The organism is Ancylobacter sp. FA202 (genome assembly GCF_000380205.1).
Taxonomy (GTDB): Bacteria; Pseudomonadota; Alphaproteobacteria; order Rhizobiales; family Xanthobacteraceae; genus Ancylobacter.
In genome coordinates this window covers 665,514-688,091 of the sequence record NZ_KB904818.1, presented here as the reverse complement: position 1 = coordinate 688,091, position 22,578 = coordinate 665,514, and the positions used below count along the sequence as shown (strand labels likewise).

The window sequence follows — 22,578 nt, the reverse complement described above, 5'->3', positions numbered from 1 at the left end:
TGTCGTCATGAAGAAAACGAGGATCCCATGCCCGACGTGGCTTCGCCCAAGATTCCCGTCACCGTGCTCACCGGCTATCTCGGCGCCGGCAAGACGACGCTGCTCAACCGCATCCTTTCCGAGCCGCACGGCAAGAAATACGCTGTCGTCGTCAACGAATTCGGCGAGATCGGCATCGACAACGACCTCGTGGTGGGCGCGGACGAGGAAGTGTTCGAGATGAACAATGGGTGCATCTGCTGCACCGTGCGCGGCGACCTCATCCGCATCATCGACGGCCTGCTCCGCCGCAAGAACGACTTTGACGGCATCATCATCGAGACCACGGGCCTTGCCGACCCGGCGCCGGTGGCCCAGACCTTCTTCGTCGACGAGACGGTGGGCGCCAAGACCTCGCTCGACGCGGTGGTGACGGTGGCCGACGCCAAATGGCTGAAGGACCGGCTGAAGGACGCGCCCGAGGCCAAGAGCCAGATCGCCTTCGCCGACGTGATCCTGCTCAACAAGACCGACCTGGTGACGGAGACCGAGCTGAAGGACGTGGAGATGCGCATTCGCGCCATCAACCCCTTCGCCCGCATCCACCGCACCCAGCGTTCCGAGATCGCCATCGACAAGGTGCTGGGGCAGGGGGCCTTCGACCTCGACCGCATCCAGGCGATCGACCCCGACTTTCTGGAAGGCGGCCACCGGCATTTTCATGACGAGGACATGCGCTCCTATTCCTTCTCCACCGACAAGCCGCTGGACCCCGACACGTTCTTCCCGTGGATCCAGGACCTCACCCAGCGCGAGGGGGTGAACATTCTGCGTTCCAAGGGCATTCTCGCCTTCAAGGACGACCCGGACCGCTTCGTGTTCCAGGGCGTTCACATGATCCTCGACGGCGACCACCAGCGCCCCTGGCGGGCGGACGAGCCCAAGCTGAGCCGCATCGTCTTCATCGGCCGGCAGCTCGACGCGGCGGCGCTGGAGAAGGGTTTCCTGAGCTGCGTGGCGTGAACGCAGTGGAAGGCCGGGCCGGCGAATCGACTGTCGCCGGCCGGTGGGGCGTGACGCGGTCGCCGGCATCGGCTAAGCCTGCGGTCCTTTCCAAGCACCGATAGCGTCATGGCCGATACCTCCTCTCCTTCCTCCCTCACCTCGAAGCTGCGCCCGCTTGACCTCGGCGGGGCCGTGGTCGGCCTGCGTTTTCTCGGCCCAATCGCCGCCTTCGTGCTGGGCGAGGGCGAGATCGTGCTGGTGGACGAGGCCGAGACCCGGGTGCGGGCGCATCACGGCGCGGTTCTCTCGGTTTCCGGCGATGACAAGCGGCTCCTCACCGGCGGCGATGACGGCCGCGTGGTGGCGACAGCCGCCGACGGCACGACGCAGGCGCTGTTCGAGCAGAAGGGCCGCTGGATCGACCAGGTCGCGGCCGGGCCCGACGGGGCGAGCGCCTTCTCCGCCGGCAAGACCGCGCATTTCCTCCCCGTCAAGGGCGAGCGCAAGTCGCATGACTTTCCCTCCACGGTCGGTGGCCTCGCCTTCGCGCCGAAGGGCACGCGCCTTGCCGTCGCCCATTATGGCGGCGTTTCGCTGTGGTTTCCGAACGCGCAGGCCAAGCCTGAATTCCTGGAATGGAAGGGTTCGCACCGCGGCGTGATGTGGAGCCCGGACATGCGCTTCGTGGTGACGACCATGCAGGAGGCCGCGCTGCATGGCTGGCGCCTCAGCGATGGCGGCCATATGCGGATGACGGGATATCCTTCGCGGGTGACGTCGATGGCCTTCACGACGGGCGGCAAATTCCTCGCCACGTCAGGCTCCAGCGAGGCGATCCTCTGGCCCTTCGCCAGCAAGGAAGGGCCGATGGGCAAGCAACCTTCCATGTTGGCGCCGCGCGATGTGCGGGTCTCGGCGGTGGCCGCCCATCCGCGCGACGAGGTGATCGCCTGCGGCTATGAGGACGGGCTGGTGCTGATGGTGCGGATTTCCGACGGCGCGGAAATCCTGCTGCGCGCGCCCGATGGCGGCGCCGTCAGTGCCCTGGCCTGGCGCGGCGATGGCGGCGCGCTCGCGATCGGCACCGAGAGCGGCGCGGCGGGCCTCACCGTCTTCTGAGGTTATTTAATACCGTAGAGCCGGAGCTTTAGTCGACGCCCCTGTGGCGTTCGCACCACGCTTGCCCGGGGATTTCGCCCGTGTGCGAACAAGCCTGCGCATGTCGTCGAACAGTCACCCCCCTGTCATCCCCGCTCGCTAGCGCGGACATCACAATTTGATGCCGGGGAACTGACCGCCATGAACCGCCTGTTTTCATCCGCCAGCCACGCGGCCCTTTTTGCCGCTGGCGCTCTGCTCGTGGCCCCGCTGTCCGGCGCCCGCGCCGACTCGTTCGCGGTTCCCGCCGGCGCGACCGTGACCACGGGGCAGATCGTGTCCGGCACGGACACCGGCGTCATCGCGGCAGGCGGTGCGCTTGACGTGACCGGCACGGCGATCACCTGGAGCGGGGCGGCCACCGGCACGGGCGTCGATCTGCGCAATGACGGCACGATCACCAGCACCGGCCGCGCGCTCGACGCTGCTTCCAAGGTCAGCGGCACGCTGACGCTGACCAATAGTGGCGACATTACCTCGGGTGACGACACGGTGCGGCTCAGCGGCTCCTTCGCCGATGGCACGCTCCATGTGGTCAATACGGGCTCCATGACCGCCACCAGTGGCCAAGTGTTCGATCTCAACAAGGCGACGGCGGAGAGCGCCAGTGTCGAGATCGACAATAGCGGCATTCTCACCGCCGAGGACAGCGACGCCATCCGCTTCGGCGGCGGCACTATCCTCCTCACCAATTCAGGGACCATCCAGACGCTGGAGGCCGAAAGCCGCGCCCTGAAATTCGACAATGACGAGAACATCGACACTCTGGTGTCGTTCACCCTCGTCAACGAGGAGGGGGGGCGGATTCTCGGCCTCGACGACGGCTTCAAATTTTCCGCCGACTCGAAGACCTCGGATGCGCAGATCATCATCGAGAACCGCGGTTTGATCGATGGCGGCGCCGGCCAGGCACTCGACTTCGCCGACCTGACTTCGCCCGACAACGTGATCCTCATCACTAATTACGGCACGCTGCAGTCGGCCACCGCCGACGGCATCCGCCCCGGCTCCGGGGCCATTGTGACCAATTACGGCCTCATCCAGTCGACCGACCTGACCAGCGACGGCGACGGTATCGATTTCCAGGAGGCCGGCGGCACGGTCATCAACAAGGCGACCGGCCAGATCCTCGGCGCCAAGCACGGCGTGACCGGCGACGGCGAGGTGTCGGTACAGAACGACGCGGGTGGGCTGATCGTCGGCCGTAACGGGTCGGGTATCAACATCGACAGCACCGGCGACACGGTGGTCACGGTCGTCAATTACGGCACCATCCGCGGCGAAGTGACGGGTCTCATCGACGATGACGGCGAGGCCGATGGCGTGCCGGACGGCGATGGCGACGGCGTTGATGTCGATGGCCAGCTGGTGCTGGACAATTGCGGCCTGATCCAGGGCACCGGCGCCACCGGCACCAATGATGACGCACCGAACACGGCCGACGGCATCGCCGCCGGCGGCGGCACGATCATCAACCATGCGGGCGCCGTCATCGAGGCGTTCGACAACTACCCGAACGACGGTTCGGACGATGTCGGCCGCGCCATCCTGATCGACGACAGCGCGCAGGGGCCGGCGCCCTTCGCGACGGTGATCGTCAATATGGGCACCATCCGCTCGGACGGCACGGCGATCACCCTCATCGGCACGCAGGACGACACCATCGTCAATAGCGGCCTTATCAGCAGCGCCAGCGAGGTCGCGGTCGATATGGGCGGCGGCGACGACGTGTTCGTCTATGTCGCGGGCAGCGAGGTCGTCGGCCTCGTCATCGGCAATGATGGCAACAACACCCTCGAACTCGGCGGCACCGGCACGTTCGACCTCTCTTTGCTGGGCGACGACGCACAGTATCGCGACTTCAACACGCTTTTCGTGGATGAGGGCTCCAGCTTCACCGCCACCGGCACCTCCACCTTCGATGGCGAGATCGGGATCGATGGCACTTTGGTGCTGAACGGTTCGCTGGCCTCGGCCTCGGTCGAGATGGGCGACGGGGCCTTCCTCGGCGGCAACGCGACCGTGGGCGCTCTCACCGTCGGCACTGGCGCCACGGTGTCGCCGGGCAATTCCATCGGCACCGTCACCGTGCTGGGTACCACGACCTTCGCGGCCGGCTCGTTCTTTGATGTCGAGCTGAGCGGGCTCACCTCGGACCAGATCATCACCGACACGCTGACGATCAATGGCGGCACGGTGGTGCTCTCGGCGATCGGCCCGGTTTATGCCGGCACGGTCTATGAGATCATCTCCGCCACGGCGACGACCACGCCGGTGGCGCAGTTCGCGCTTGAGCAACCCAGTTTCCTCTTCATCGATGCCGAACTCGGTCGCGACGACGCCTCGGTGACGCTTACCCTCACCCGCAACGACGTGTCCCTCGCCAGCCTCGCGCGCACCGCCAACCAGGCGAGCGTCGCCGGCGCCCTCGACCGTGCCGATGGCAGTCTGCTGCAGGCCACCGTGCTCGCCGGCAGCGCCGGCCAGGAACAGGCGATCCGCGCCGGCTATGACCTGCTTTCCGGCGAGGTGCATGCCTCGGTCGGCACGACGCTGTACTTCCAGTCGACGCTGGTGGCCGATACGCTGAACGCCCGCCTGCGCCAGACCTCCGTGGGTGGGGCCTCGCCGGCACTGGCTGCGCTCGCCGCCGGCGGGCCCGTGAGCGCCTATGCGGCGAAGGCGCCGCAGGCGGCGAGCCCGTTCCCGGTCAAGGCCGTGCCCGCCGAGCCGGCGGGTCCGGTCTATGCCGCCTGGGCGCAGGGCTTCGGTCAGTGGAATTCGGCGAACGGCACCGGCAATTCCGCCGATGTCGATTCCTCGCTCGGCGGCTTCCTCGCCGGCGGCGACGTGACCTCGGGCAACTACACCTTCGGCCTCGCCGCTGGCTATGCCTCGGCGAGCCTCGATGTCGACGACCGGCAGAGCAGCGCCGATGCCGACACCGTGCTCCTCGCCGCCTATGCCGGCGCGAGCTTCGATGCCTTCCGCCTGCGCGGCGGCGCCAGCTATGGCTGGAGCGACATCGACACCACCCGCAGCGTCGCCATGCTCAGCCTGTTCGAGAATCCGCTCGGCTCCTATGACGGTTCGACGGCCAACATCTTCGTTGAGGCGGCCTATGCGATGGAGGCCGGGGGGATCGCCTTCGAGCCCTTCGCGCAGATGGCCTGGAGCTGGATTGACACGGACAGCTTCACCGAGACCGGCGCCTTCACCAGCGGGCTCGCCTCTTCCGGCCTGTCCTATGACGTGCCCTATTCGACGCTCGGTCTGCGGCTCGCCACCACGCTCGCCATGGGCGAGGGCACAGTGACGCCGCATGCCAGCTTCGCCTGGCGCCATGCCTATGGCGACATCACCCCGGAGCTCGGCATGACCTTCGCCTCCACCGGCACCGCCTTCACCGTGGCCGGCGCGCCGATCGCCGAGGACAGCTTCCTGTTCGGCGCCGGCATCGACTTTGCGGTGGGAGCCAACGTGCTTCTCAATGTCGGCTATGAGGGGCAGTTCGCCAGCGACGTGAACAGCAACGCGATCAAGGGCGGCTTCACCTACCGCTTCTGAGTTCCGCGCGGCCGGACCTGCCTATGTGGGTCCGGCCGTCGCATGTCTCTTTGCGGCCGATGCTCTAAGCTGCGACGTCCCAGGAGATTGCCCCGCCATGAAGATCGCCGACGTCCGCCGCACTGCCTATTCCATGCCGCTCACCAGCCCCTCCTATCCCAAGGGGCCGTACCGGTTCTTCAACCGCGAGTTCTTCGTCATCACCTACCGCACCGATCCGGCGGCGCTGGCGAAGGTGGTGCCCGAGCCGCTCAAAGTGCTTGAGCCGATCGTCAAATATGAATTCATCCGCATGCCGGATTCCACCGGCTTCGGCGACTACACCGAGACCGGGCAGGTCATTCCCGTCGAACTCAACGGCGTGAGGGGCGGCTATGTCCATTCCATGTATCTCGACGACGAGGCGCCGATCGCCGGCGGGCGCGAGCTATGGGGCTTTCCCAAGAAGCTCGCCCGGCCGAGCCTGAAGGTGGAGAGCGATACGCTGGTCGGAACGCTGCACTATGGCAGCGTGCTCGTCGCTTCCGCGACCATGGGCTACAAATTCGAGGCGCTCGACAAGGCGGCCCTGCACACATCGCTGCTGGCGCCGAACTGGGTGATCAAGATCATTCCCCATGTCGACGGCACGACGCGGGTGTGCGAGCTGGTCGAGTATTATCTGGAAGACATCACAGTCTATGAGGCGTGGACCGGGCCGGGAGCGCTGGGCCTTTTCCCGCATGCGCTGGCCGACGTCGCCAAGCTGCCCGTGCTGGAAGTAATCTCCGCCGCGCATTTCCGCACCGACCTGACGCTCGGCCTCGGCAAGGTGGCGTATGATTATCTGAAGGAGTGAGGGGCGTCGGGGGCCTTACCCCAGGGTCAGCCGCTCGGTCGCCATGAAGCCGAAGAACAGGGCCAGCCCGAAGGCGACCAGCATCAGCGCGGCGAGAAGTTCCACGCCGCGCAAGGCCATCGCTGCCGCCGGGCCGGAGCGGCTGGCGGNGAGCCGCACCGCCGCGTGCTTGGCGAACACCGCCAGCGCCGCGATGGCGCTCACCGTTAGCGCCGTGCCGACGCCCATCAGCAGCGCCGAGGCGGCGCCGACCCAGAAGATGCCCTGCGCCAGCGCGAAGACCAGCACGAGAATGGCGCCCGAGCAGGGCCGCAGCCCCACCGACATCACCGCTCCCCACCAGTCGCGCCAGCCATTGCTGCGGGGCAGGTCATCGGGCACCGGCATATGGGCGTGGTCGTCGCCGCAGCCGCAGTCCGGGCCGTGGCTGTGGGCTCCGCGCCAGGCGGCGAGGAGCGCGCGACCTTTGATCCAGGCGAGGCGCAGGCCGATGAGGACGATGAGGCCATAGGCGGCGAGTTCGATCAGGCTGACCGTCCGGCTCATCGTGGCGGCGGTGGTGCCGATGACGGCGGCAAGGAGGCCGGCGACCAGAATGGCGGTCAGTGCCTGCGCCAAAGCGCTGGCGAAGGCGAGGCCGACGCCGCGCTTCAGGGTCGCCTCATTGGCGAGCAGATAGGAGGAGATCACTGCCTTGCCATGGCCGGGGCCGGCGGCGTGGAACACGCCATAGGCGAAGGAGATGCCGCCGAGCAGGAACACTGCGTGTCCGTCCTGCTTCGAGGCGCGCACGGCTGACGTGAGCAGGCGGTAGAACTCCGCCTGCTTGGCGAGGATGAAGCCGGCGATGCCGCTACTCTCGGCCGCGGCCGGGGCGCCGACGCCGAACGGGCTCTGCGCCAAGGCCGGGTGCAGCATCAGCGCGCCGGCGCCCAGAGCCAGAACGCAGAGGGCCAGCCGTCGGCTCACGAGCATTTCACCGTGACGCGGTTGGCGAATTGCGAGCCGAACTCGCTGGCTGAGGTGAGGGCGTTGAAGAAGCCTTCCGACAGCGTGGTCGAGTTGCCCGTCGCCGCCGGGTCGGGGCGATGCAGCGTCAGCGCGCAGTCGCCGGCATTGCCGGCCAGCTTTATGGGGTCGGCATCGGCGAGCTGGAAGGCGACGAAATAGGTGGGATCGTAGACGTCGAGCGCCAATTCGCCCTTCTTCGCCGGGGGCTCCGCGAGGGGCAGGGTGAAGTGCAGGGTGAGCGCCGTGCCGTCATAGGTCAGGGAATAATCCTTTGGCGGCAGGAACTTGACGTCCTGCTTACCGCGCTTGGCATAGGTGAAGAAGTCGAATTCGTGCAGGGATTCGATGTTTACCAGCGCCAGTTCCTTCAGCGTCTTCTCGCTCGGCTTGCCGTCGGGCGTGGTCTCCAGCCCCTGCAGCGCATAGGTCGAGAACGCCTCGTCGAACTTCCAGTGATGGCGCACCCCGGCGAGCGTGCCGGAGGGGGTGTAGTCGAGTTCGGACTGCACCTCGACCCACACATGCGGGTGTGCAGTGGCAGCGCCCGTCAGTGCAGTGAGAACGAAGAGGGTCGCCAGAAATCGCTGAATCACGAATCGCTGAATCACGTCGGGCCTCTCCGAAGCCGCCAAGGTGAGGCAGTGGTGGCGGTGCAGTTCGGCGGAATGGTGACGCATTGCAGCGCAAACGGCAACGGCCGCCCGGAGGCGGCCGTTCCATCGGTTCACAAGGTCGTGCGGGGGGTGTCAGGCCGCCCCTTGGCCAGGGCGGCTTCAGGCCGCCTTCTGCGCCTTCGGCTTGATCAGCTTGCGATTGATGAGCACTTCGGCGATCTGCACCGCGTTCAGCGCCGCGCCCTTGCGCAGATTGTCCGACACGCACCAAAAGGAGAGGCCGTTCTCCACCGTCGCGTCTTCGCGGATGCGCGAGACATAGGTGGCGTCCTCGCCGGCGGCCTCATAGGGGGTGATGTAGCCACCGGGCTCGCGCTTGTCGATGACCAGCACGCCCGGCGCGTTGCGCAGGGCCTGCGTCGCCTCCTCGGCCGAGATCGGCTTCTCGAACTCGACGTTCACGGCTTCCGAATGCGAGATGAACACCGGCACGCGCACGGCGGTGCAGGTGAGCTTGATCTTGGGGTCGAGGATCTTCTTGGTCTCGACCATCACCTTCCATTCCTCCTTCGTGTAGCCGTCTTCCATGAAGACGTCGATGTGAGGAATGACGTTGAAGGCGATGCGCTTGGGGAACTTCTTGGCTTCCACCGGGTCGGAGACGAACACCGCGCGGGTCTGCGCGAACAGCTCGTCCATGGCGTCCTTGCCGGCGCCGGAGACGGACTGATAGGTAGCCACGACGACGCGCTTGATCGTGGCCAGATCGTGCAGCGGCTTGAGGGCCACGACGAGCTGGGCGGTCGAACAGTTCGGGTTGGCGATGATGTTCTTCTTGGTGAAGCCGGTGATGGCGTCGGCGTTCACTTCCGGCACGATCAGCGGCACGTCGCTGTCGTAGCGGAAGGCGGAGGAATTATCGATCACGACGCAGCCCTGGCGGCCGATCTTCGGCGACCATTCCTTGGACACGTCGCCACCGGCCGACATCAGGCAGATGTCGGTGTCGGAAAAATCATAATTCTCCAGGGCTTTGCACTTGAGCGTCTTGTCGCCGAAAGAAACCTCGGTGCCCACCGAACGGCGGGAGGCGAGCGCGACCACCTCGTCGGCGGGAAACCCGCGCTCGGAGAGAATGTCGAGCATTTCGCGGCCCACATTACCCGTGGCACCGACGATGGCGACCTTGTAGCCCATGTGCTGATCTCCTGAAGGCCCTGCCATTCACAGGCTCGGGCGAGCGCGGGCTTTTACGCGATAAGGCGAAGCGAGGCAACGGGTGCAGAGGGAGCGGGGGTGATCGCAGATGACCATCCTTCGAGGCTCGCTGCGCTCGCACCTCAGGATGACGTGGTACTTGCTAGGAGCAATCGGATGTCGCCCGGGAGATCGCGAAGTCCAGCGAAGCCGGGCACCTCAGGATGACGACGCTCCGATGAGAGCCCTGACCCGTCGAGGCGTGTACTTAAAAAGCCACGTCATCCTGAGGTGCGAGCCAGCGAGCCTCGAAGGATGGTCGCACAAGCGGCACTATTTGCGCAGAGACGGCCGCCGCGCGGCCCCTCGCACCGTCTCCCAGTCGCCACGGATGAGGGCTTCTTTCTTGAGCCGGCTCCGCCCCTTGACCTGCCGTTCGGCGGCGATGGCATCGGTGATGCGCTCGAACGCTTCCGACCAGACCAGCGTTACCGGCCGGCGCCGAAACGTGTAGCCGGGATAGCTGCCGCTATGGTGCTCGGCGAGGCGCTTTTCCAATGCGCCGCTGGTTGAGCCGACATAGAGCGAACCGTCGGCGCAGCGAAGCATATAGACGAACGCACCCATCTTCTCTCCCGGATGACCATCCTTCGAGGCTCGCTGTGCTCGCACCTCAGGATGACGTTGTGCGGGGGGAAGGCAAGGGACGTGGAAGACCCTCCTTCGAGGCCCGGCGATGCCGGGCACCTCAGGATGATGGCGCGTTGGTGGATGACGACGTGATGAACTCCTTAAGGAGCCACGTCATCCTGAGGTGCGAGCGCAGCGAGCCTCGAAGGATGGTCGTCCGGGCACATGTCGCCCACCCGCTCAGCCCTTCGCCACCACCGTCTCAACCGGCTCGCCGGCCGCCTTCCATGCGGTGAAGCCGCCCTTGAGGTGGCAGAGCTTTTCGAGCCCCATTTCCTGCGCCGTCTTCGTCGCCAGCGCCGAACGCCAGCCGAGCGAGCAGAAGAAGACGAAGCGCTTGTCCTCGGCAAAAATCGGCTTGGCGTAGGGGCTTTCCGGGTCGATCCAGAATTCCAGCAGGCCGCGCGGGCAGGAGAAGGCGCCTGGTATGGTGCCTTCGCGCTCGCGCTCGCGCGGGTCGCGCAGATCGACGAAGACCACGTCGTCCGCGCCGTGCAGGCTCGCGGCTTCCGCCACGTCGATCGCCGGAACCACGGCCTCGGCCTCAGCGAGCAGCTGCTTGTAGCCCTTCTTCATCGCGCTTACTCCGCTATCGCGCTTACTCCGCCGCGTCGATGCCCTGCGCCGGGGCCTTGCCTGAGACGCCGAAGCGGCGCTCGACATAGTCCTCGACGATCTTCTTGAAATCTTCGCGCAGGCTCGGCCCGCGCAGCGTCATCGCCTTCTTGCCGTCGAGATAGACCGGGGCGGTGGGGAATTCGCCGGTGCCGGGCAGCGAGATGCCGATATCGGCGTGCTTGCTCTCACCCGGTCCGTTGACGATGCAGCCCATGACCGCGACGTTCAGCGTCTCGACGCCGGGATAGGTCTTCTTCCATTCCGGCATCGAGGTGCGGATGAAGTCCTGCACCTCAAAGGCCAGTTCCTGGAAGGTGGTGGAGGTGGTGCGCCCGCAGCCGGGGCAGGCGGCGACCAGCGGCACGAAGGTGCGCAGGCCCATGGTCTGCAGCATTTCCTGCGCCACCGTCACCTCGCGGGTGCGGTCGCCGCCGGGCTCGGGGGTGAGCGAGACGCGGATGGTGTCGCCAATGCCTTGCTGGAGTAGCACGCCCATCGCGGCGGTGGAGGCGACGATGCCCTTCGACCCCATGCCCGCCTCGGTGAGGCCGAGATGCAGCGCGTAATCGGCGCGCCGCGCCAGCTCGGCATAGACGGTGATGAGGTCCTGCACCGCCGAGACCTTGGCGGAAAGGATGATCTGGTCGCGCGGCAGCCCGATCTCCTCGGCCAGCGCGGCCGAGAGCAGGGCTGAGCGCACCAGCGCCTCGCGGGTGACGGCGCGCGCCTGCGCCGGGTTCGGCAGCTTCGCGTTCTCATCCATCAGCGCGGTGAGCAGATCGTCGTCGAGCGAGCCCCAATTGGCACCGATGCGCACCGGCTTGGCGTAGCGGATCGCCTGCTCGACGATGGTCGCGAAATGACGGTCGCGCTTCTGCCCGAAGCCGACATTGCCGGGATTGATCCGGTACTTGTCCAGCGCCTGCGCGCAGTCCGGGTACTTGGTCAGCAGCAGGTGGCCATTGTAGTGGAAGTCGCCGACGATCGGGGTGTCGAGCCCCATCTTCAGCAGGCGTTCCTTGATCGCGGGCACGGCGGCGGCGGCCTCGTCGCGGTCGACCGTGATGCGCACGATCTCCGAGCCGGCGCGGGCGAGCGCGGCGATCTGCCGGGCGGTGCCCTCGGCATCGGCGGTGTCGGTATTGGTCATCGACTGCACGACCACAGGCGCGCCGCCGCCCACCATGACGCTGCCGACCTTGACGGCGACCGTCGCGCGGCGCGGCGCAGGGCCGGCGGCCTCCAGATCCGGGGCGACGACGGGGGCAGGGGAAAGGGCGTCCATGGCGTTCATCGTCCGGGGACCAGGGTCGTGCTTTGGGAGCGCAGCGTGCGGCAGGGGGTAAGCCGGCGCGGGCGGGGCGTCAACGGGCCGGGGCTCAACGCACCGCCTCGGCATGGGTGTGGGGATGGGGGTGGTCGTGTCCCACTTCCCGCGCGTCGCTTGCGGCGGCTTCGGCCCCGGCGGCGGTGCGGCATTTGGCGCAGGTGCCGGCGATCTCGATGACAGGGGTGCGCGGGGTGAAGCCGGCCGCCCGCGTCGCCCAGGCGAGGTCGCGGCCGATGGCGTGCGAGGCGACTTCCGCCGTCACGCCGCAGCTCTCGCAGATGAGGAACACGATGACGTCGTCGGGGCCATGTTCGCGCCCACAGACGAGATAGGCGTTGCGGCTCTCGATGCGGTGGGCCAGCCCCTCGCTCACCAGGAAATCCAGCGCCCGATACACCGACATCGGCGCCGGCTTCTCGCCGGACGCGCCGAGGCGTTCCACCAGATCATAGGCGCCGAGCGGGGTGTGGCTGTCGGCCAGAACCTCCAGCACGCGCCGGCGCAGCGGGGTGAGCCGCGCGCCGCTGCGGGCGCAGCTTTCCTCGAAGCGGGCGATGGCGCCGGCGACGCAGGCGGCATGGTCGTGGTCGTGACCATGGTGGTCATGCCCGTGCGGGCCGGCGGGCGGGGGAGAAGAGGTCGACATGGGGGGAATATAGCGCTTGCCCGGTCACGGCGCCATGACGCGGCGCCAAGACGCTGAGTCATGACGCCATGACGCGGAAATGCGGCAGGTGCCGGTGGACAGCGGCCCCGGGTCATAAAAGTCTCGTCGCCATAAGCCACTTTCCGGCCGCCGCGCCCTTGTGACGCTCCGGGAGCCGGAGCAGGATAAGGTGGCTGGGTAGTTTAGTGGGGGTAACATGCAGGTTCTCAAATTCCTTTTCGTCGCCGCGCTCGCTCTGCCCTTGGCGGCGTGTTTTGAAGGCCCCGCCGGGCCGGCCGGCCCGGCGGGAGCCAAGGGCGAGGCTGGGGTGGCGGGAGTTGCCGGCGCTGCGGGTCCGGCCGGCGCCACCGGTCCCGCCGGGCCTGCGGGTCCTGCCGGCCCGGCCGGTCCCACCGGTCCGCAGGGGCCTGCCGGCACGGCCGGTGCGGCCGGTGCGCCGGGTGCCTCGTCCATCACCGTGCGCAGCGCGCCCTGCCCGTCGGCGGGCTGCACCAGCAGCTGCGAGAGCGGCGAGGTGATCGTCTCGGGCTATTGCGTCAACACCGAACGCGGCTTCCAGCACATCGCATCTTTCGCCGATGATGGCGGCAAGACCGTCGTCGCCTGCGAGCACCCGGTGAAGGAAGTCGTGGCGGTCTGCCTCAAGCAGCCGTGATCTGCGCGCCCGATCCTCGATGCGGGGTGGTGTGCGCGCGTCATCGCCCCGCCCTAAGTTCCGGCGGGCGGGCCCATGCGGCTCGTCCTGACCGCTCGTCCTGTCGAATGGGGTACCGTGCATGTCCTTGAAGGGTAAGAACGCCGTCATCACCGGCTCGACCAGCGGCATCGGCCTCGCCATCGCCCGCGCCTTCGCCGCCGAAGGCGTCAATGTCGTGCTCAACGGCTTCGGCAATGCCGCCGAGATCGAGGCGCTGCGCGCCGGCATCGCGGGCGAATTCGGCGTCACGGCGCTCTATTCCGACGCCGATCTCACCAAGGGTTCGGCCTGCGCCGGCCTGATCGCCTTCGCGGATGAGTCGCTCGGCTCGGTCGACATTCTGGTGAACAATGCCGGCGTGCAGCATGTCGCGCCGGTGGAGGAGTTCCCGGACGACAAATGGGACCTCGTTCTCGCGCTGAACCTCTCGGCCGCCTTCCACGCCATCAAGGCCGCCGTGCCGGGCATGAAGGCGCGCAAATGGGGGCGCATCATCAACACCGCTTCCGCCCATGCGCTGGTCGCCTCGCCGTTCAAGTCGGCCTATGTCGCGGCCAAGCACGGCATAGCCGGTCTGACCAAGACGGTGGCGCTGGAAACCGCGCCCTTCGGCATCACCGTGAATGCCATCTGCCCCGGCTATGTCTGGACGCCGCTGGTGGAAAAGCAGATTCCCGACACGATGAAGGCGCGCGGCATGACCGAGCAGCAGGTGAAGGACATGCTGCTGGCCGAGCAGCCGACCAAGCAGTTCGTCACCGTCGAGGAGGTGGCGGCGCTGGCGGTGTTCCTCGCCAGCGACAATGCGCGCTCGATCACCGGCGCGCTGCAGCAGATGGATGGTGGCTGGGTGGCGAAGTAGGCGCCTCTCGACGCGCGGCCGGCTTTGTGGTGTGACGGCGCGATGAGCCAGACCGTCACCCCCTCCGGCGACCTATCCGCCTCCGACGCCCCGTTCGACATCGCCGCCCGCGTGCTGCACCGCGACGGCATGATGCTGGTCATCGACAAGCCGCCGGGCCTTGCCGTGCACAAGGGGCCGAAGGGCGGCGAGACGCTGGCCGATCATCTCGACGCGCTGCGCTTCGGCCTGCCCAATGCGCCGGAACTCGCCCATCGGCTGGACAAGGACACCTCCGGCTGCCTCGTGCTCGGCCGCCACCGCAAGGCGCTGGCCGAGCTTGGCAAGGCCTTTGCCGATGGCACGGTGGGCAAGACCTACATGGCGGTCGTGCGCGGCGTGCCGGGCGAGCCGCGCGGGCGGATTGAATTGAAGCTCTCCAAGCGCTCGCCGACGCGCGGCTGGTGGATGGCGGTGGACCCGAAGGGGCAGCAAGCCATCACCGAGTGGCAGACCATTGCCGTGGGCGAGGGGCTGGCGATGCTGGCGCTTTCCCCGCTCACCGGGCGCACCCACCAGCTGCGGGTGCATCTCGACGCCATCGGCCATCCGATCCTGGGCGACAGCATCTATGGCGGCGCCTCGCGCCTGCCGGGCGGGCCGATCCTGCACCTGCATTCGCGCCGGGCGGTGATCCCGCAGAAGAAGGGGCGCGACCCGATCGATGTGCGCGCGCCGCTGCCCGCCCATATGCGGGCGACGCTGGAGCGGGCGGGCTTCGACCCCGCCGCGCTGGAGGCGCTGGCGGACGCCGCCGTCTTCACACCACGCGCGGCCCCGTAGACCAGAGCGCGTGACAATTGCGCACCCGGCAGCGGTGGGCCTTTGCCGATCCCATGACATATGGCAATATAATACCTTATATCGTCTACGGTAACAGGAGGTTCCCATGCGTGGGAGCGTGATTTTTCTGTTTGCTGCCATGTGTTTCGCGGGTCCGGCGGTTGCGCAGGAAGCGTGGCCGGATCTCCTCGGAAAGTGGGTCGGGAAGAGCCGAGCCGTCATTATGAGCCCAGCGGGTCACTATGGCAGCGCCGGCGGTGGCAGCGAGCCCCGGTTCGCCTCGTCCGATCTCGTTGTCGAGATTACGAAGCAGGATCAGGGCCGCTACATCGGTACGATCGTATCCGCGGGCCATAGGGAAGAAAAATTGATGGTGGTGTCCGAAGACCGAAAAACTCTCCGCTCGGCGGACAGTGACGGGAACTCCTTCGGCCACCTTATCGATTCGAACAGCTTTGAACTGTGCTATGCGCAGATAGCGCCGAGTGTTGCGTCCTGCACTCTATTCCGGCGCGAAAAATAACACGGCTGCTTGAGCTTCCACGCAAGCGCACGTTTCGCTCTGATGGCCTTGTCATCAGAGCGAAACGTGCTCCAGCCTAGACGACCCGCAAACCGGGCTTGAGCGTGCGGGCCAGCCGGCCGCCGTACTGGCCGCAGCCGATCAGCCCCGGCGTCGGGTGGGTGATGACCTGCACCGGAATCTCGGCCAGTCGCCCCTCGAAGGGCGGATGCTCCTCGAAGGCGGTGCGGAAGGCCGAGCCGGCAAACAGCGAGGCAAGGCCGACCGAGACGCCGCCGGCTAGAAAGACGCCGCCGCGCGCATTGGTGATCAGCGCGAGATCGCCGGCGATGCGGCCGAACAGCCGCAGGAACACATGGCAGCTGTGCTTTGCGGCGTCCTCGTCGCGCCTCGCCGCCGCGATCACCTCTTCCGGCGACAGGCTGACCCCGGACAGGATGCGGTGGATGCGGGCAAGGCCCGAGCCGGACAGAGCGTGCTCCACCACCACCGGCCCGAGCTCGCGCACCATGTGGCCGAGCAGCAGCGCCTCTTCCGAATCGGCGGCGCCGAGCCGCACCCGGCCGCCCTCGCCGGTGAGCACCATGCGGTTGCGGCCGGTCTTGACCAGCATGGCGGTGCCGAAGCCGGTGCCGGGGCCGCAGACCAGAATGGGGGCATCGCGCTCCGCATGGCCGCCGCCCACCGGGACCAGATCGTCCGGGGTAAGCGCGAGCACGCCCAGCGCCAGCGCCTCGAAATCATTCAGCGCGGCGAATTTCTGCCAGCCGAAATGCCGGCGCATGTCGCGCTTGGAAAACGACCAGTCGCGGTTGGTCAGCCGGATGACCTCTTCATCCGCCGGCCCGGCCACCGCCAGCACCGCCCCGCCGACGGTGGCAGGGGCGCCCTCGCCGCGCTGGGCGAGGTCGGCCTCGATCATCTGCTTGAAGCCGGCGAAGTCGTCGTTGCGGTGGATCTGGATGTCACGCGGCGCGCCGTCCGGGCCGACAAGGGCGAGACGGGAGGAGGTTCCGCCGATATCGGCGATGAGGATCTGGTGGGGCATGTTCCGTTCGCTGCAGGCGCAAGGCGGTGAGGCGGGCCGGTGAGGCGGGTGGGCGGGCCGATAGGGGATAGGACCCAATCTTGCCCGCTTCGACAACCCCCAAGCGGCCATTTGGATGCCTCGCCCCGCAGGATCGTCGGGATAAGGTTGCCTTCCCGCGTGGCTCGGCCTAGTCCCAACGCGATGAAAGAACCGCGCCCGCCTGCCCGCTCCCCCGCCGCCGATGCGCCCGGCCTCGCCGCCCGCCGGGCGGCCGCCGATGCCGTCCAGTCCGTCATGGAAACCGGGCATCCGCTCGAAGAGACGCTTGAGCGCCTGACCCGCGAGCTGGACGAGCGCGACCGCGCGCTGGCCCGGATGATCGCGGCGACGACGCTGCGCAAGCAGGGGAGCCTGCGGGCGCTGCTGCGCACGCTGATGGAACGCGGCATTCCGGAGAAGGCGCGCCGGGTCGAGATGCTGATGCTGGTGGGCGCGGCGCAGATCCTGTTCATGGATGTGCCCGACCATGCGGCGGTGGGCACCACGGTGACGCTGGTCGGCGAGCAGGCCAGCACCGCCGGCTTCAAGGGCCTCGCTAACGCCGTGCTGCGGCGGATCACGCGCGAGGGAAAAGCGATCCTGCCCGATGTCGCCGACCAGCCGGAATGGATGGTGGAGGGCTGGACCGCCGCCTATGGCCCGGCGGCCGGCGAGGCGATCTCGCGGGCGCTGGCGCATGAGGCTCCGCTGGACCTCACCGCCCGGGAAAACCCGGAAATCCTCGCGGAAAAGCTCGGCGGCAGGCTGCTGCCGACCGGCTCGATCCGGCTGGTCGAGGCCGGCAACGTCACCGCGCTGGCGGGCTTCGAGGCGGGCGAATGGTGGGTGCAGGACGCGGCGGCGGCGCTGCCGGCGCGGCTGCTTCACCCGGCGGCCGGCATGACCCTTGCCGACCTGTGCGCCGCGCCCGGCGGCAAGACGGCGCAACTGGCCGCCGCCGGGGCGCGGGTGGTGGCGGTGGACCGTTCCGCCCCACGCCTGCGCCGGCTGAAGGCCAATCTGGCGCGGCTCAACCTCACCGCCGAGGTGATCGAGGCCGATGCCACCCGCCTCAAGGCAGGCCCTTATGACGGGGTGCTGCTCGACGCGCCGTGCTCGGCCACCGGCACCATACGCCGCCACCCGGAAGTGGCGTGGACCAAGGCGCCAGCCGACATTGTCAGCCTCGCGGCGCTGCAGACGCGCCTGCTCGCCAACGCCGCCGAGCTGGTGAAGCCCGGCGGGGTTCTGGTCTATTCCACCTGCTCGCTGGAGCCGGAGGAGGGCGAGCGGCAGATCGCCGCCTTCCTCGCGCAACGCCCCGATTTTTCGCGTGATCCGGTAACGCCCGGCGAGTGCGGCATCCCGGCCGAATGGATCAATGAGGCGGGCGAGGTGCGCACCCTGCCGACGCATCTTCCGGACGAGGATCCCCGCTATGCCGGCCTCGACGGCTTCTTCGCCGCGCGGCTGCGCAAGGGGTGAGCGGGTTCCCGTGCACTGAGAGCGGTGTGTCGCCCCGGTTGGACGGCGTGTGCCGCTCCGCTAAGCTCGCGCCATGCATGTGCTGGTGATTCCCGGCGTCTTCGAGAGGGGCTGAGACGCTGATGGCCCGCGAGATTTATGCCGATCGCGCCCGCCTGGCGCTGTTCGCGGCCGAGACCGGCTGGAACAGCCTGGTAGCGCGCACCCTGGCGCATCCGTGGTTTCCGTGGCGCGCCACCGCCGTGCCGCTGCCATCGCGGCTGCTGTTCGCCCCGCATGAGCTGCGCACCGGCGACCCGGCGCGGGCCACCGAATTCTATGCCGGGCGCTACAGCTTCGCTGGCAAGCTGGTGCTGACCGATGGCGCTTCCCCTTTCGAGATGGTGCCGCCCTCGCCGGAATGGGCGCGCGAGCTCTATTCCTTCGGCTGGCTGCGGCATTTGCAGGCCGCCGCCTCGCCGATCGCCCGCGCCCATGCCCGCGCGCTGGTGGGCGACTGGATCGCCATGCGCGGCCACCGCCTGCCGCAGGCCTCGGCGCCGGAAATCGCGGCGCGGCGGGTGGCGAGCTGGCTCACCCAGGCGCCTTTGATCCTGCAGGATGCCGATCCCGGCTTTCACCGCCGCTTCATCCGCAGCCTCACCGCGCAGGTGCGCTACATCAAGAGCGTCGGGCCGAATGCGCCGGACGGGCGGGCGCGCCTTGCCTGCGCGCTCACTTTGTCGCTGGCCAGCCTGTGCATGGCCGACCAGACAAGGCTGATGCGCGCGGCGCAGAAGCGCCTGGTTGACGAGCTCAACCGGCAGGTGCTGGGCGATGGCGGCCATGTCAGTCGCAATCCCGGCATGCTGATCGAGGTTCTGCTCGACCTGCTGCCGCTGCGCCAGAGCTATGCCGCCCGCCATGTGGCGCCGCCGCCGGCGCTGTTGAACGCCATCGACCGGATGATGCCGATGCTGCGCTTCTTCCGGCATGTGGACGGCGCCTTCGCGCTGTTCAACGGCATGGGGCCGACGCCGGCGGATGTGCTCGCCACCGTGCTCGCCTATGACGATGCGCGTGGGCGCCCGGTGTCGAACGCGCCCTATTCCGGCTATCAGCGCATGGAGGCGGGCGGCACGGTGGTGATCGCCGATACCGGCGCCCCGCCGCCTTTGCCGCTGAGCCTTGAGGCGCATGCCGGGTGCCTGTCGTTCGAGCTTTCCGCCGGGCGGCACCGCATCGTGGTCAATTGCGGCCTGCCCGCCGCCGGGCGCGAGGAATGGCGCGCGGTGGCGCGGCAGACGGCGGCGCATTCGACCGTCGTGGTGGAGGACGCATCCTCCTGCCGCTTTCTCTCCGCCGGCCCGCTGACGCGCCTATGCGGGGCGCCTGTTCTGGGCGGGCCGACGGATCTGCATGTCGACCGGGGCGAGCGCGGCGGGTCGGATGTGCTGCGCGCCAGTCATGACGGCTATGCCCGGCGCTTCGGCGTGGTGCACCAGCGCTCCTGGCGGCTGTCGGCCGACGGCATGCGGCTCGACGGCGAGGATTTGTTCCGAGTGGCGCAGGGCGAGGAATTCTCCACCGACCAGCCGGGCCGCTACGCCGTGCGCTTCCACCTCCACCCCTCGGTCGAACCCTCGCGCGCCTCGGACGGGCAGACGGTGATCCTGCGGATGCCGGATGGCGATGACTGGGCGTTCACCGCCCCGGACAGTGCCGTCGTCATCGAGGAGAGCATCTTTCTCGGCAGCAATGCCGGCCCCCGCCGCACCGAGCAGCTGGTGATAACAGGCAATGCCCGGCAGACGCCGCGGGTGGAATGGACCTTCGTCCAGTTGCGGGCGCTGCGGGGGTAGTCGGCAGCGGGTGGGCCTGCATGCTTCGGGGCCGCCTCAGCATGACGAGGTTGCCTCTTGAAGCGTCGTCATCCTGAGGTGCGAGCGCAGCGAGCCTCGAAGGATGCATAGCTGTCCGGGGGGCTCGAAGGTTCACCCCGGGGGCCAGACGTGATAGGGCGGCGGCTTCCTGGTTCCAACGCACTGGCCGCTTCCATGTCCTCTGACATCCGCCCCATCGCCCGCGCCCTCCTTTCGGTGTCCGACAAGACCGGCCTTGTGCCCTTCGCGCAGGCGCTGGCCGCCCGGGGCATCGCGCTGGTGTCCACCGGCGGCACGCGCAAGGCGCTGGCCGAGGCGGGGCTGGAGGTGAGCGACGTGTCGGACCTCACCGGCTTCCCGGAAATGATGGACGGCCGGGTGAAGACGCTGCACCCCGGCGTGCATGGCGGCATTCTCGCCATTCGCGACGATGAAGGCCACCGCGCCTCCATGGACGCGCACGGCATCCTGCCGATCGACCTCGTGGTGGTGAATCTCTACCCGTTCGAGGCGACGGTGGCGCGCGGCGCCTCTTATGATGACTGTGTCGAGAACATCGACATTGGCGGCCCGGCGATGATCCGCGCCGCGGCCAAGAACCATGCCGATGTGGCCGTGGTGGTCGACCCCGCCAGCTACGCCACCGTGCTGGCTGATCTGGAGGCGAAGGGCGGCACCACGCTGGCCACCCGCCGCACGCTGGCGCAGCTCGCCTATGCCCGCACCGCCACCTATGACGGCGCCATCGCCTCCTGGTTCGCGGAGGTGGAGGCGAAGGAAAACGCGGAAGCGGCGGCGGAAAGCCGGGTGTTCGGCGGCCGTCTCGCCGAGGCGCTGCGCTATGGCGAGAACCCGCACCAGAGCGCGGCGTTCTATATTGGCGGCCCGGCCCGGCCCGGGGTGGCCACCGCCCGCCAGCTGCAGGGCAAGGCGCTGTCCTACAACAATCTGAACGACACCGACGCCGCCTTCGAGGCGGTGGCCGAGTTCGATCCCGCCCGCGCGCCGGCGGTGGTGATCGTCAAGCACGCCAATCCCTGCGGCGTGGCGGAAGGGGCGACGCTGGTCGAGGCCTATCGCAAGGCGCTGGCCTGCGACCCAACCTCGGCCTTTGGCGGCATCGTGGCACTTAACCGCACGCTGGACGCCGAGGCCGCCCGCGCCATTGTCGACATCTTCACTGAGGTGATCGTCGCCCCCGACGCCACTGAGGAAGCCGCCGCCATCATCGCCACCAAGAAGAATCTGCGCCTGCTCGTCACCGGCGCGCTGCCGGACCCGCGCGGCGGCGGCCGCCTGGTGAAGTCGCTGGCCGGCGGCTTTCTCGTGCAGTCGCGCGACAATGCGGTGGTGGACGACATGGCGCTGAAGGTGGTGACGCAGCGCGCGCCGACCGAGAAGGAGCTGGCCGACCTCGCCTTCGCCTTCCGGGTGGTGAAGCATGTAAAGTCGAACGCGATCGTCTATGCCAAGGACCTCGCCACGGTCGGCATCGGCGCCGGGCAGATGAGCCGGGTCGATTCGGCGCGGATCGCCGCGCACAAGGCGCGCGATGCGGCCGAAGCCGCCGGCGCTGCCGAACCGCTGACGCGCGGCAGCGTGGTGGCGTCCGACGCCTTCTTCCCCTTCGCCGACGGGCTGATCACCGCCATCGAGGCCGGCGCCACCGCCGTGATCCAGCCGGGCGGCTCGATCCGCGACGCGGATGTGATCGCGGCGGCGGATGCGGCCGGCATCGCCATGGTGTTCACCGGCGTGCGGCACTTCCGCCACTGAGCGGAGGCGCGCAAAACGAAAAAAGGGCCGGCGTGAGCCGGCCCTTTGCGTGTGAGGCCCGCCGCCTCAGAAGCGGTAGGTGACGCCGACGCCGACGATCCACGGGTCGAGATCGGCCTTGCCGGAGAGCGGCTGGCCGGCGACCACCACGTCGAAATCAGGCTTCAGGAACAGCTTCTTCACGTCGACGTTGATGCCCCAATGCGCGTCGAGCATGTAGTCGAAGCCGGCCTGCAGCGCCCAGCCGAACGTGTCCTTCACGTCGATCGAATCAGCCGAATAGGCCTTCTGGTCGAAGAAGAAGGTGTAGTTGATGCCCGCGCCGACATAGGGCTTGAAGGCGCCGAAATCGGTAAAGTGGTACTGCAGCGTCAGGGTCGGCGGCAGCAGCCACACTTCGCCGATCTTGTTGAGGCTGGTGATGGTGCCGGCGCCGTTGATGTCGTGCGGCGTGACGCCGAGGATCAGTTCGGCCGCCCAGTTTTTGGTGAAGTAGTAGGTGATGTCGAGTTCCGGCACGACCGAGTCGGACACGTCGAGATTCGAGCCGTTGACGCCGTGCACCGAGCCGCCATCCTCGGGGATGACGCCGAGCAGGCGCAGGCGAATCTGCCACGGGCTCTGCTCCACCACGGGAGCAGGGGCCTTGTAGGCGAGCGGGGGCGTGCTGGCGATGTCAGCGGCCAGCGCCGGGGCGCCGGCCAGCACAGTGCCGAGAAGAGCCAGACCCGCCGCCGGAGCGGAAAGACGATGTAGTGTTGATCCGATGGACGGCATGCCCCAAACCCCTTGTTTCCCTTGCCCCTGT

At 68.0% G+C, this 22,578-nt stretch carries 20 protein-coding genes; 11 read left to right on the top strand and 9 right to left on the bottom strand.

The features are described 5' to 3' along the window. The first annotated feature begins 27 nt into the window (after nt 1–27). The 4 genes from A3M1_RS0103115 to A3M1_RS0103100 all read left to right on the top strand — a co-directional run bounded on the left by A3M1_RS0103115 (nt 28) and on the right by A3M1_RS0103100 (nt 6,547). Complete coding sequence (locus A3M1_RS0103115) at nt 28–1,002, top strand: GTP-binding protein (protein WP_018387493.1); 975 nt, start codon at nt 28–30, stop codon at nt 1,000–1,002. 108 nt (nt 1,003–1,110) lie between these two features. Beyond that, nucleotides 1,111–2,103 carry a WD40 repeat domain-containing protein gene (locus A3M1_RS0103110; RefSeq protein WP_018387492.1) on the top strand — a complete coding sequence of 331 codons (993 nt, stop codon included), beginning with the start codon at nt 1,111–1,113 and terminating at the stop codon, nt 2,101–2,103. Nucleotides 2,104–2,283: 180 nt separating this feature from the next. Continuing rightward, complete coding sequence (locus A3M1_RS0103105; protein WP_018387491.1) at nt 2,284–5,709, top strand: autotransporter domain-containing protein; 3,426 nt, start codon at nt 2,284–2,286, stop codon at nt 5,707–5,709. 97 nt (nt 5,710–5,806) lie between these two features. Next, the gene (locus A3M1_RS0103100; protein WP_018387490.1) at nt 5,807–6,547 is read left to right on the top strand and encodes an acetoacetate decarboxylase; all 741 of its coding nucleotides are present in this window, start codon (nt 5,807–5,809) and stop codon (nt 6,545–6,547) included. Nucleotides 6,548–6,562: 15 nt separating this feature from the next. Here A3M1_RS0103100 and A3M1_RS0103095 read toward each other — a convergent pair whose 3' ends face one another. The 7 genes from A3M1_RS0103095 to A3M1_RS0103065 form a co-directional block, all read right to left on the bottom strand. Beyond that, nucleotides 6,563–7,522: a nickel/cobalt transporter gene (locus A3M1_RS0103095; RefSeq protein WP_039783383.1), complete on the bottom strand. Its 960-nt coding sequence runs from the start codon at nt 7,520–7,522 to the stop codon at nt 6,563–6,565. After that, nucleotides 7,513–8,166: a DUF1007 family protein gene (locus A3M1_RS0103090; protein ID WP_018387488.1), complete on the bottom strand. Its 654-nt coding sequence runs from the start codon at nt 8,164–8,166 to the stop codon at nt 7,513–7,515. The genes A3M1_RS0103095 and A3M1_RS0103090 overlap by 10 nt, the downstream gene beginning before the upstream one ends. 165 nt (nt 8,167–8,331) lie before the next feature. After that, on the bottom strand, nt 8,332–9,369 hold the full coding sequence (locus tag A3M1_RS0103085; RefSeq protein ID WP_018387487.1) for an aspartate-semialdehyde dehydrogenase: 1,038 nt from the start codon (nt 9,367–9,369) through the stop codon (nt 8,332–8,334). 333 nt (nt 9,370–9,702) lie between these two features. Beyond that, nucleotides 9,703–9,996 carry a GIY-YIG nuclease family protein gene (locus A3M1_RS0103080; protein ID WP_018387486.1) on the bottom strand — a complete coding sequence of 98 codons (294 nt, stop codon included), beginning with the start codon at nt 9,994–9,996 and terminating at the stop codon, nt 9,703–9,705. Between the two features lie 243 nt (nt 9,997–10,239). After that, nucleotides 10,240–10,635, bottom strand: a complete 396-nt coding sequence (locus A3M1_RS0103075) for a rhodanese-like domain-containing protein (protein WP_018387485.1) — start codon at nt 10,633–10,635, stop codon at nt 10,240–10,242. A 22-nt stretch (nt 10,636–10,657) separates the two neighbouring features. Further along, entirely contained in the window at nt 10,658–11,962 is a 1,305-nt protein-coding gene (gene ispG / locus A3M1_RS0103070) for a flavodoxin-dependent (E)-4-hydroxy-3-methylbut-2-enyl-diphosphate synthase (protein ID WP_018387484.1), read from the bottom strand. A 94-nt stretch (nt 11,963–12,056) separates the two neighbouring features. Further along, nucleotides 12,057–12,653, bottom strand: coding sequence for a Fur family transcriptional regulator (locus tag A3M1_RS0103065; RefSeq protein ID WP_018387483.1), 597 nt, complete (start codon nt 12,651–12,653; stop codon nt 12,057–12,059). A 217-nt stretch (nt 12,654–12,870) separates the two neighbouring features. Between A3M1_RS0103065 and A3M1_RS24875 the strand changes: the two genes are divergently transcribed. From A3M1_RS24875 to A3M1_RS0103040, 4 genes are all read left to right on the top strand, one after another. Then, nucleotides 12,871–13,329, top strand: coding sequence for a hypothetical protein (locus A3M1_RS24875; protein ID WP_018387482.1), 459 nt, complete (start codon nt 12,871–12,873; stop codon nt 13,327–13,329). 121 nt (nt 13,330–13,450) lie between these two features. Beyond that, nucleotides 13,451–14,233, top strand: a complete 783-nt coding sequence (locus A3M1_RS0103050) for a 3-hydroxybutyrate dehydrogenase (protein WP_018387481.1) — start codon at nt 13,451–13,453, stop codon at nt 14,231–14,233. Between the two features lie 42 nt (nt 14,234–14,275). Beyond that, nucleotides 14,276–15,055 carry an RluA family pseudouridine synthase gene (locus A3M1_RS0103045; RefSeq protein WP_018387480.1) on the top strand — a complete coding sequence of 260 codons (780 nt, stop codon included), beginning with the start codon at nt 14,276–14,278 and terminating at the stop codon, nt 15,053–15,055. Between the two features lie 106 nt (nt 15,056–15,161). After that, nucleotides 15,162–15,578: a hypothetical protein gene (locus tag A3M1_RS0103040; protein WP_018387479.1), complete on the top strand. Its 417-nt coding sequence runs from the start codon at nt 15,162–15,164 to the stop codon at nt 15,576–15,578. 76 nt (nt 15,579–15,654) lie between these two features. On the opposite strand, the gene A3M1_RS0103035 is transcribed toward A3M1_RS0103040, so the two are convergent. Next, the gene (locus A3M1_RS0103035; RefSeq protein ID WP_018387478.1) at nt 15,655–16,626 is read right to left on the bottom strand and encodes a glucokinase; all 972 of its coding nucleotides are present in this window, start codon (nt 16,624–16,626) and stop codon (nt 15,655–15,657) included. Between the two features lie 183 nt (nt 16,627–16,809). On the opposite strand from A3M1_RS0103035, the gene rsmB reads away from it, so the two are divergent. The 3 genes from rsmB (at nt 16,810) to purH (ending at nt 21,770) form a co-directional block, all read left to right on the top strand. Continuing rightward, nucleotides 16,810–18,132 carry a 16S rRNA (cytosine(967)-C(5))-methyltransferase RsmB gene (gene rsmB, locus A3M1_RS0103030; protein ID WP_018387477.1) on the top strand — a complete coding sequence of 441 codons (1,323 nt, stop codon included), beginning with the start codon at nt 16,810–16,812 and terminating at the stop codon, nt 18,130–18,132. A 122-nt stretch (nt 18,133–18,254) separates the two neighbouring features. Beyond that, complete coding sequence (locus A3M1_RS0103025; RefSeq protein WP_018387476.1) at nt 18,255–19,973, top strand: heparinase II/III family protein; 1,719 nt, start codon at nt 18,255–18,257, stop codon at nt 19,971–19,973. Nucleotides 19,974–20,168: 195 nt separating this feature from the next. Further along, on the top strand, nt 20,169–21,770 hold the full coding sequence (purH, locus tag A3M1_RS0103020) for a bifunctional phosphoribosylaminoimidazolecarboxamide formyltransferase/IMP cyclohydrolase (protein WP_018387475.1): 1,602 nt from the start codon (nt 20,169–20,171) through the stop codon (nt 21,768–21,770). Nucleotides 21,771–21,836: 66 nt separating this feature from the next. Here purH and A3M1_RS0103015 read toward each other — a convergent pair whose 3' ends face one another. Next, nucleotides 21,837–22,547: an OmpW family protein gene (locus A3M1_RS0103015; protein ID WP_305803837.1), complete on the bottom strand. Its 711-nt coding sequence runs from the start codon at nt 22,545–22,547 to the stop codon at nt 21,837–21,839. Between the last annotated feature and the right edge of the window lie 31 nt (nt 22,548–22,578).

Excerpts from the sequence above, each read along its gene's own strand:
- A3M1_RS0103115 (WP_018387493.1), top strand. The coding sequence starts at position 28 with ATGCCCGACGTGGCTTCGCCCAAGATTCCCGTCACCGTGCTCACCGGC.
- A3M1_RS0103110 (WP_018387492.1), top strand. The coding sequence starts at position 1,111 with ATGGCCGATACCTCCTCTCCTTCCTCCCTCACCTCGAAGCTGCGCCCG.
- A3M1_RS0103105 (WP_018387491.1), top strand. The coding sequence starts at position 2,284 with ATGAACCGCCTGTTTTCATCCGCCAGCCACGCGGCCCTTTTTGCCGCT.
- A3M1_RS0103100 (WP_018387490.1), top strand. The coding sequence starts at position 5,807 with ATGAAGATCGCCGACGTCCGCCGCACTGCCTATTCCATGCCGCTCACC.
- A3M1_RS0103085 (WP_018387487.1), bottom strand. The coding sequence starts at position 9,369 with ATGGGCTACAAGGTCGCCATCGTCGGTGCCACGGGTAATGTGGGCCGC.
- A3M1_RS0103080 (WP_018387486.1), bottom strand. The coding sequence starts at position 9,996 with ATGGGTGCGTTCGTCTATATGCTTCGCTGCGCCGACGGTTCGCTCTAT.
- A3M1_RS0103075 (WP_018387485.1), bottom strand. The coding sequence starts at position 10,635 with ATGAAGAAGGGCTACAAGCAGCTGCTCGCTGAGGCCGAGGCCGTGGTT.
- ispG (WP_018387484.1), bottom strand. The coding sequence starts at position 11,962 with ATGGACGCCCTTTCCCCTGCCCCCGTCGTCGCCCCGGATCTGGAGGCC.
- A3M1_RS0103065 (WP_018387483.1), bottom strand. The coding sequence starts at position 12,653 with ATGTCGACCTCTTCTCCCCCGCCCGCCGGCCCGCACGGGCATGACCAC.
- A3M1_RS24875 (WP_018387482.1), top strand. The coding sequence starts at position 12,871 with ATGCAGGTTCTCAAATTCCTTTTCGTCGCCGCGCTCGCTCTGCCCTTG.
- A3M1_RS0103050 (WP_018387481.1), top strand. The coding sequence starts at position 13,451 with ATGTCCTTGAAGGGTAAGAACGCCGTCATCACCGGCTCGACCAGCGGC.
- A3M1_RS0103045 (WP_018387480.1), top strand. The coding sequence starts at position 14,276 with ATGAGCCAGACCGTCACCCCCTCCGGCGACCTATCCGCCTCCGACGCC.
- A3M1_RS0103040 (WP_018387479.1), top strand. The coding sequence starts at position 15,162 with ATGCGTGGGAGCGTGATTTTTCTGTTTGCTGCCATGTGTTTCGCGGGT.
- A3M1_RS0103035 (WP_018387478.1), bottom strand. The coding sequence starts at position 16,626 with ATGCCCCACCAGATCCTCATCGCCGATATCGGCGGAACCTCCTCCCGT.
- rsmB (WP_018387477.1), top strand. The coding sequence starts at position 16,810 with ATGAAAGAACCGCGCCCGCCTGCCCGCTCCCCCGCCGCCGATGCGCCC.
- A3M1_RS0103025 (WP_018387476.1), top strand. The coding sequence starts at position 18,255 with ATGGCCCGCGAGATTTATGCCGATCGCGCCCGCCTGGCGCTGTTCGCG.
- purH (WP_018387475.1), top strand. The coding sequence starts at position 20,169 with ATGTCCTCTGACATCCGCCCCATCGCCCGCGCCCTCCTTTCGGTGTCC.
- A3M1_RS0103015 (WP_305803837.1), bottom strand. The coding sequence starts at position 22,547 with ATGCCGTCCATCGGATCAACACTACATCGTCTTTCCGCTCCGGCGGCG.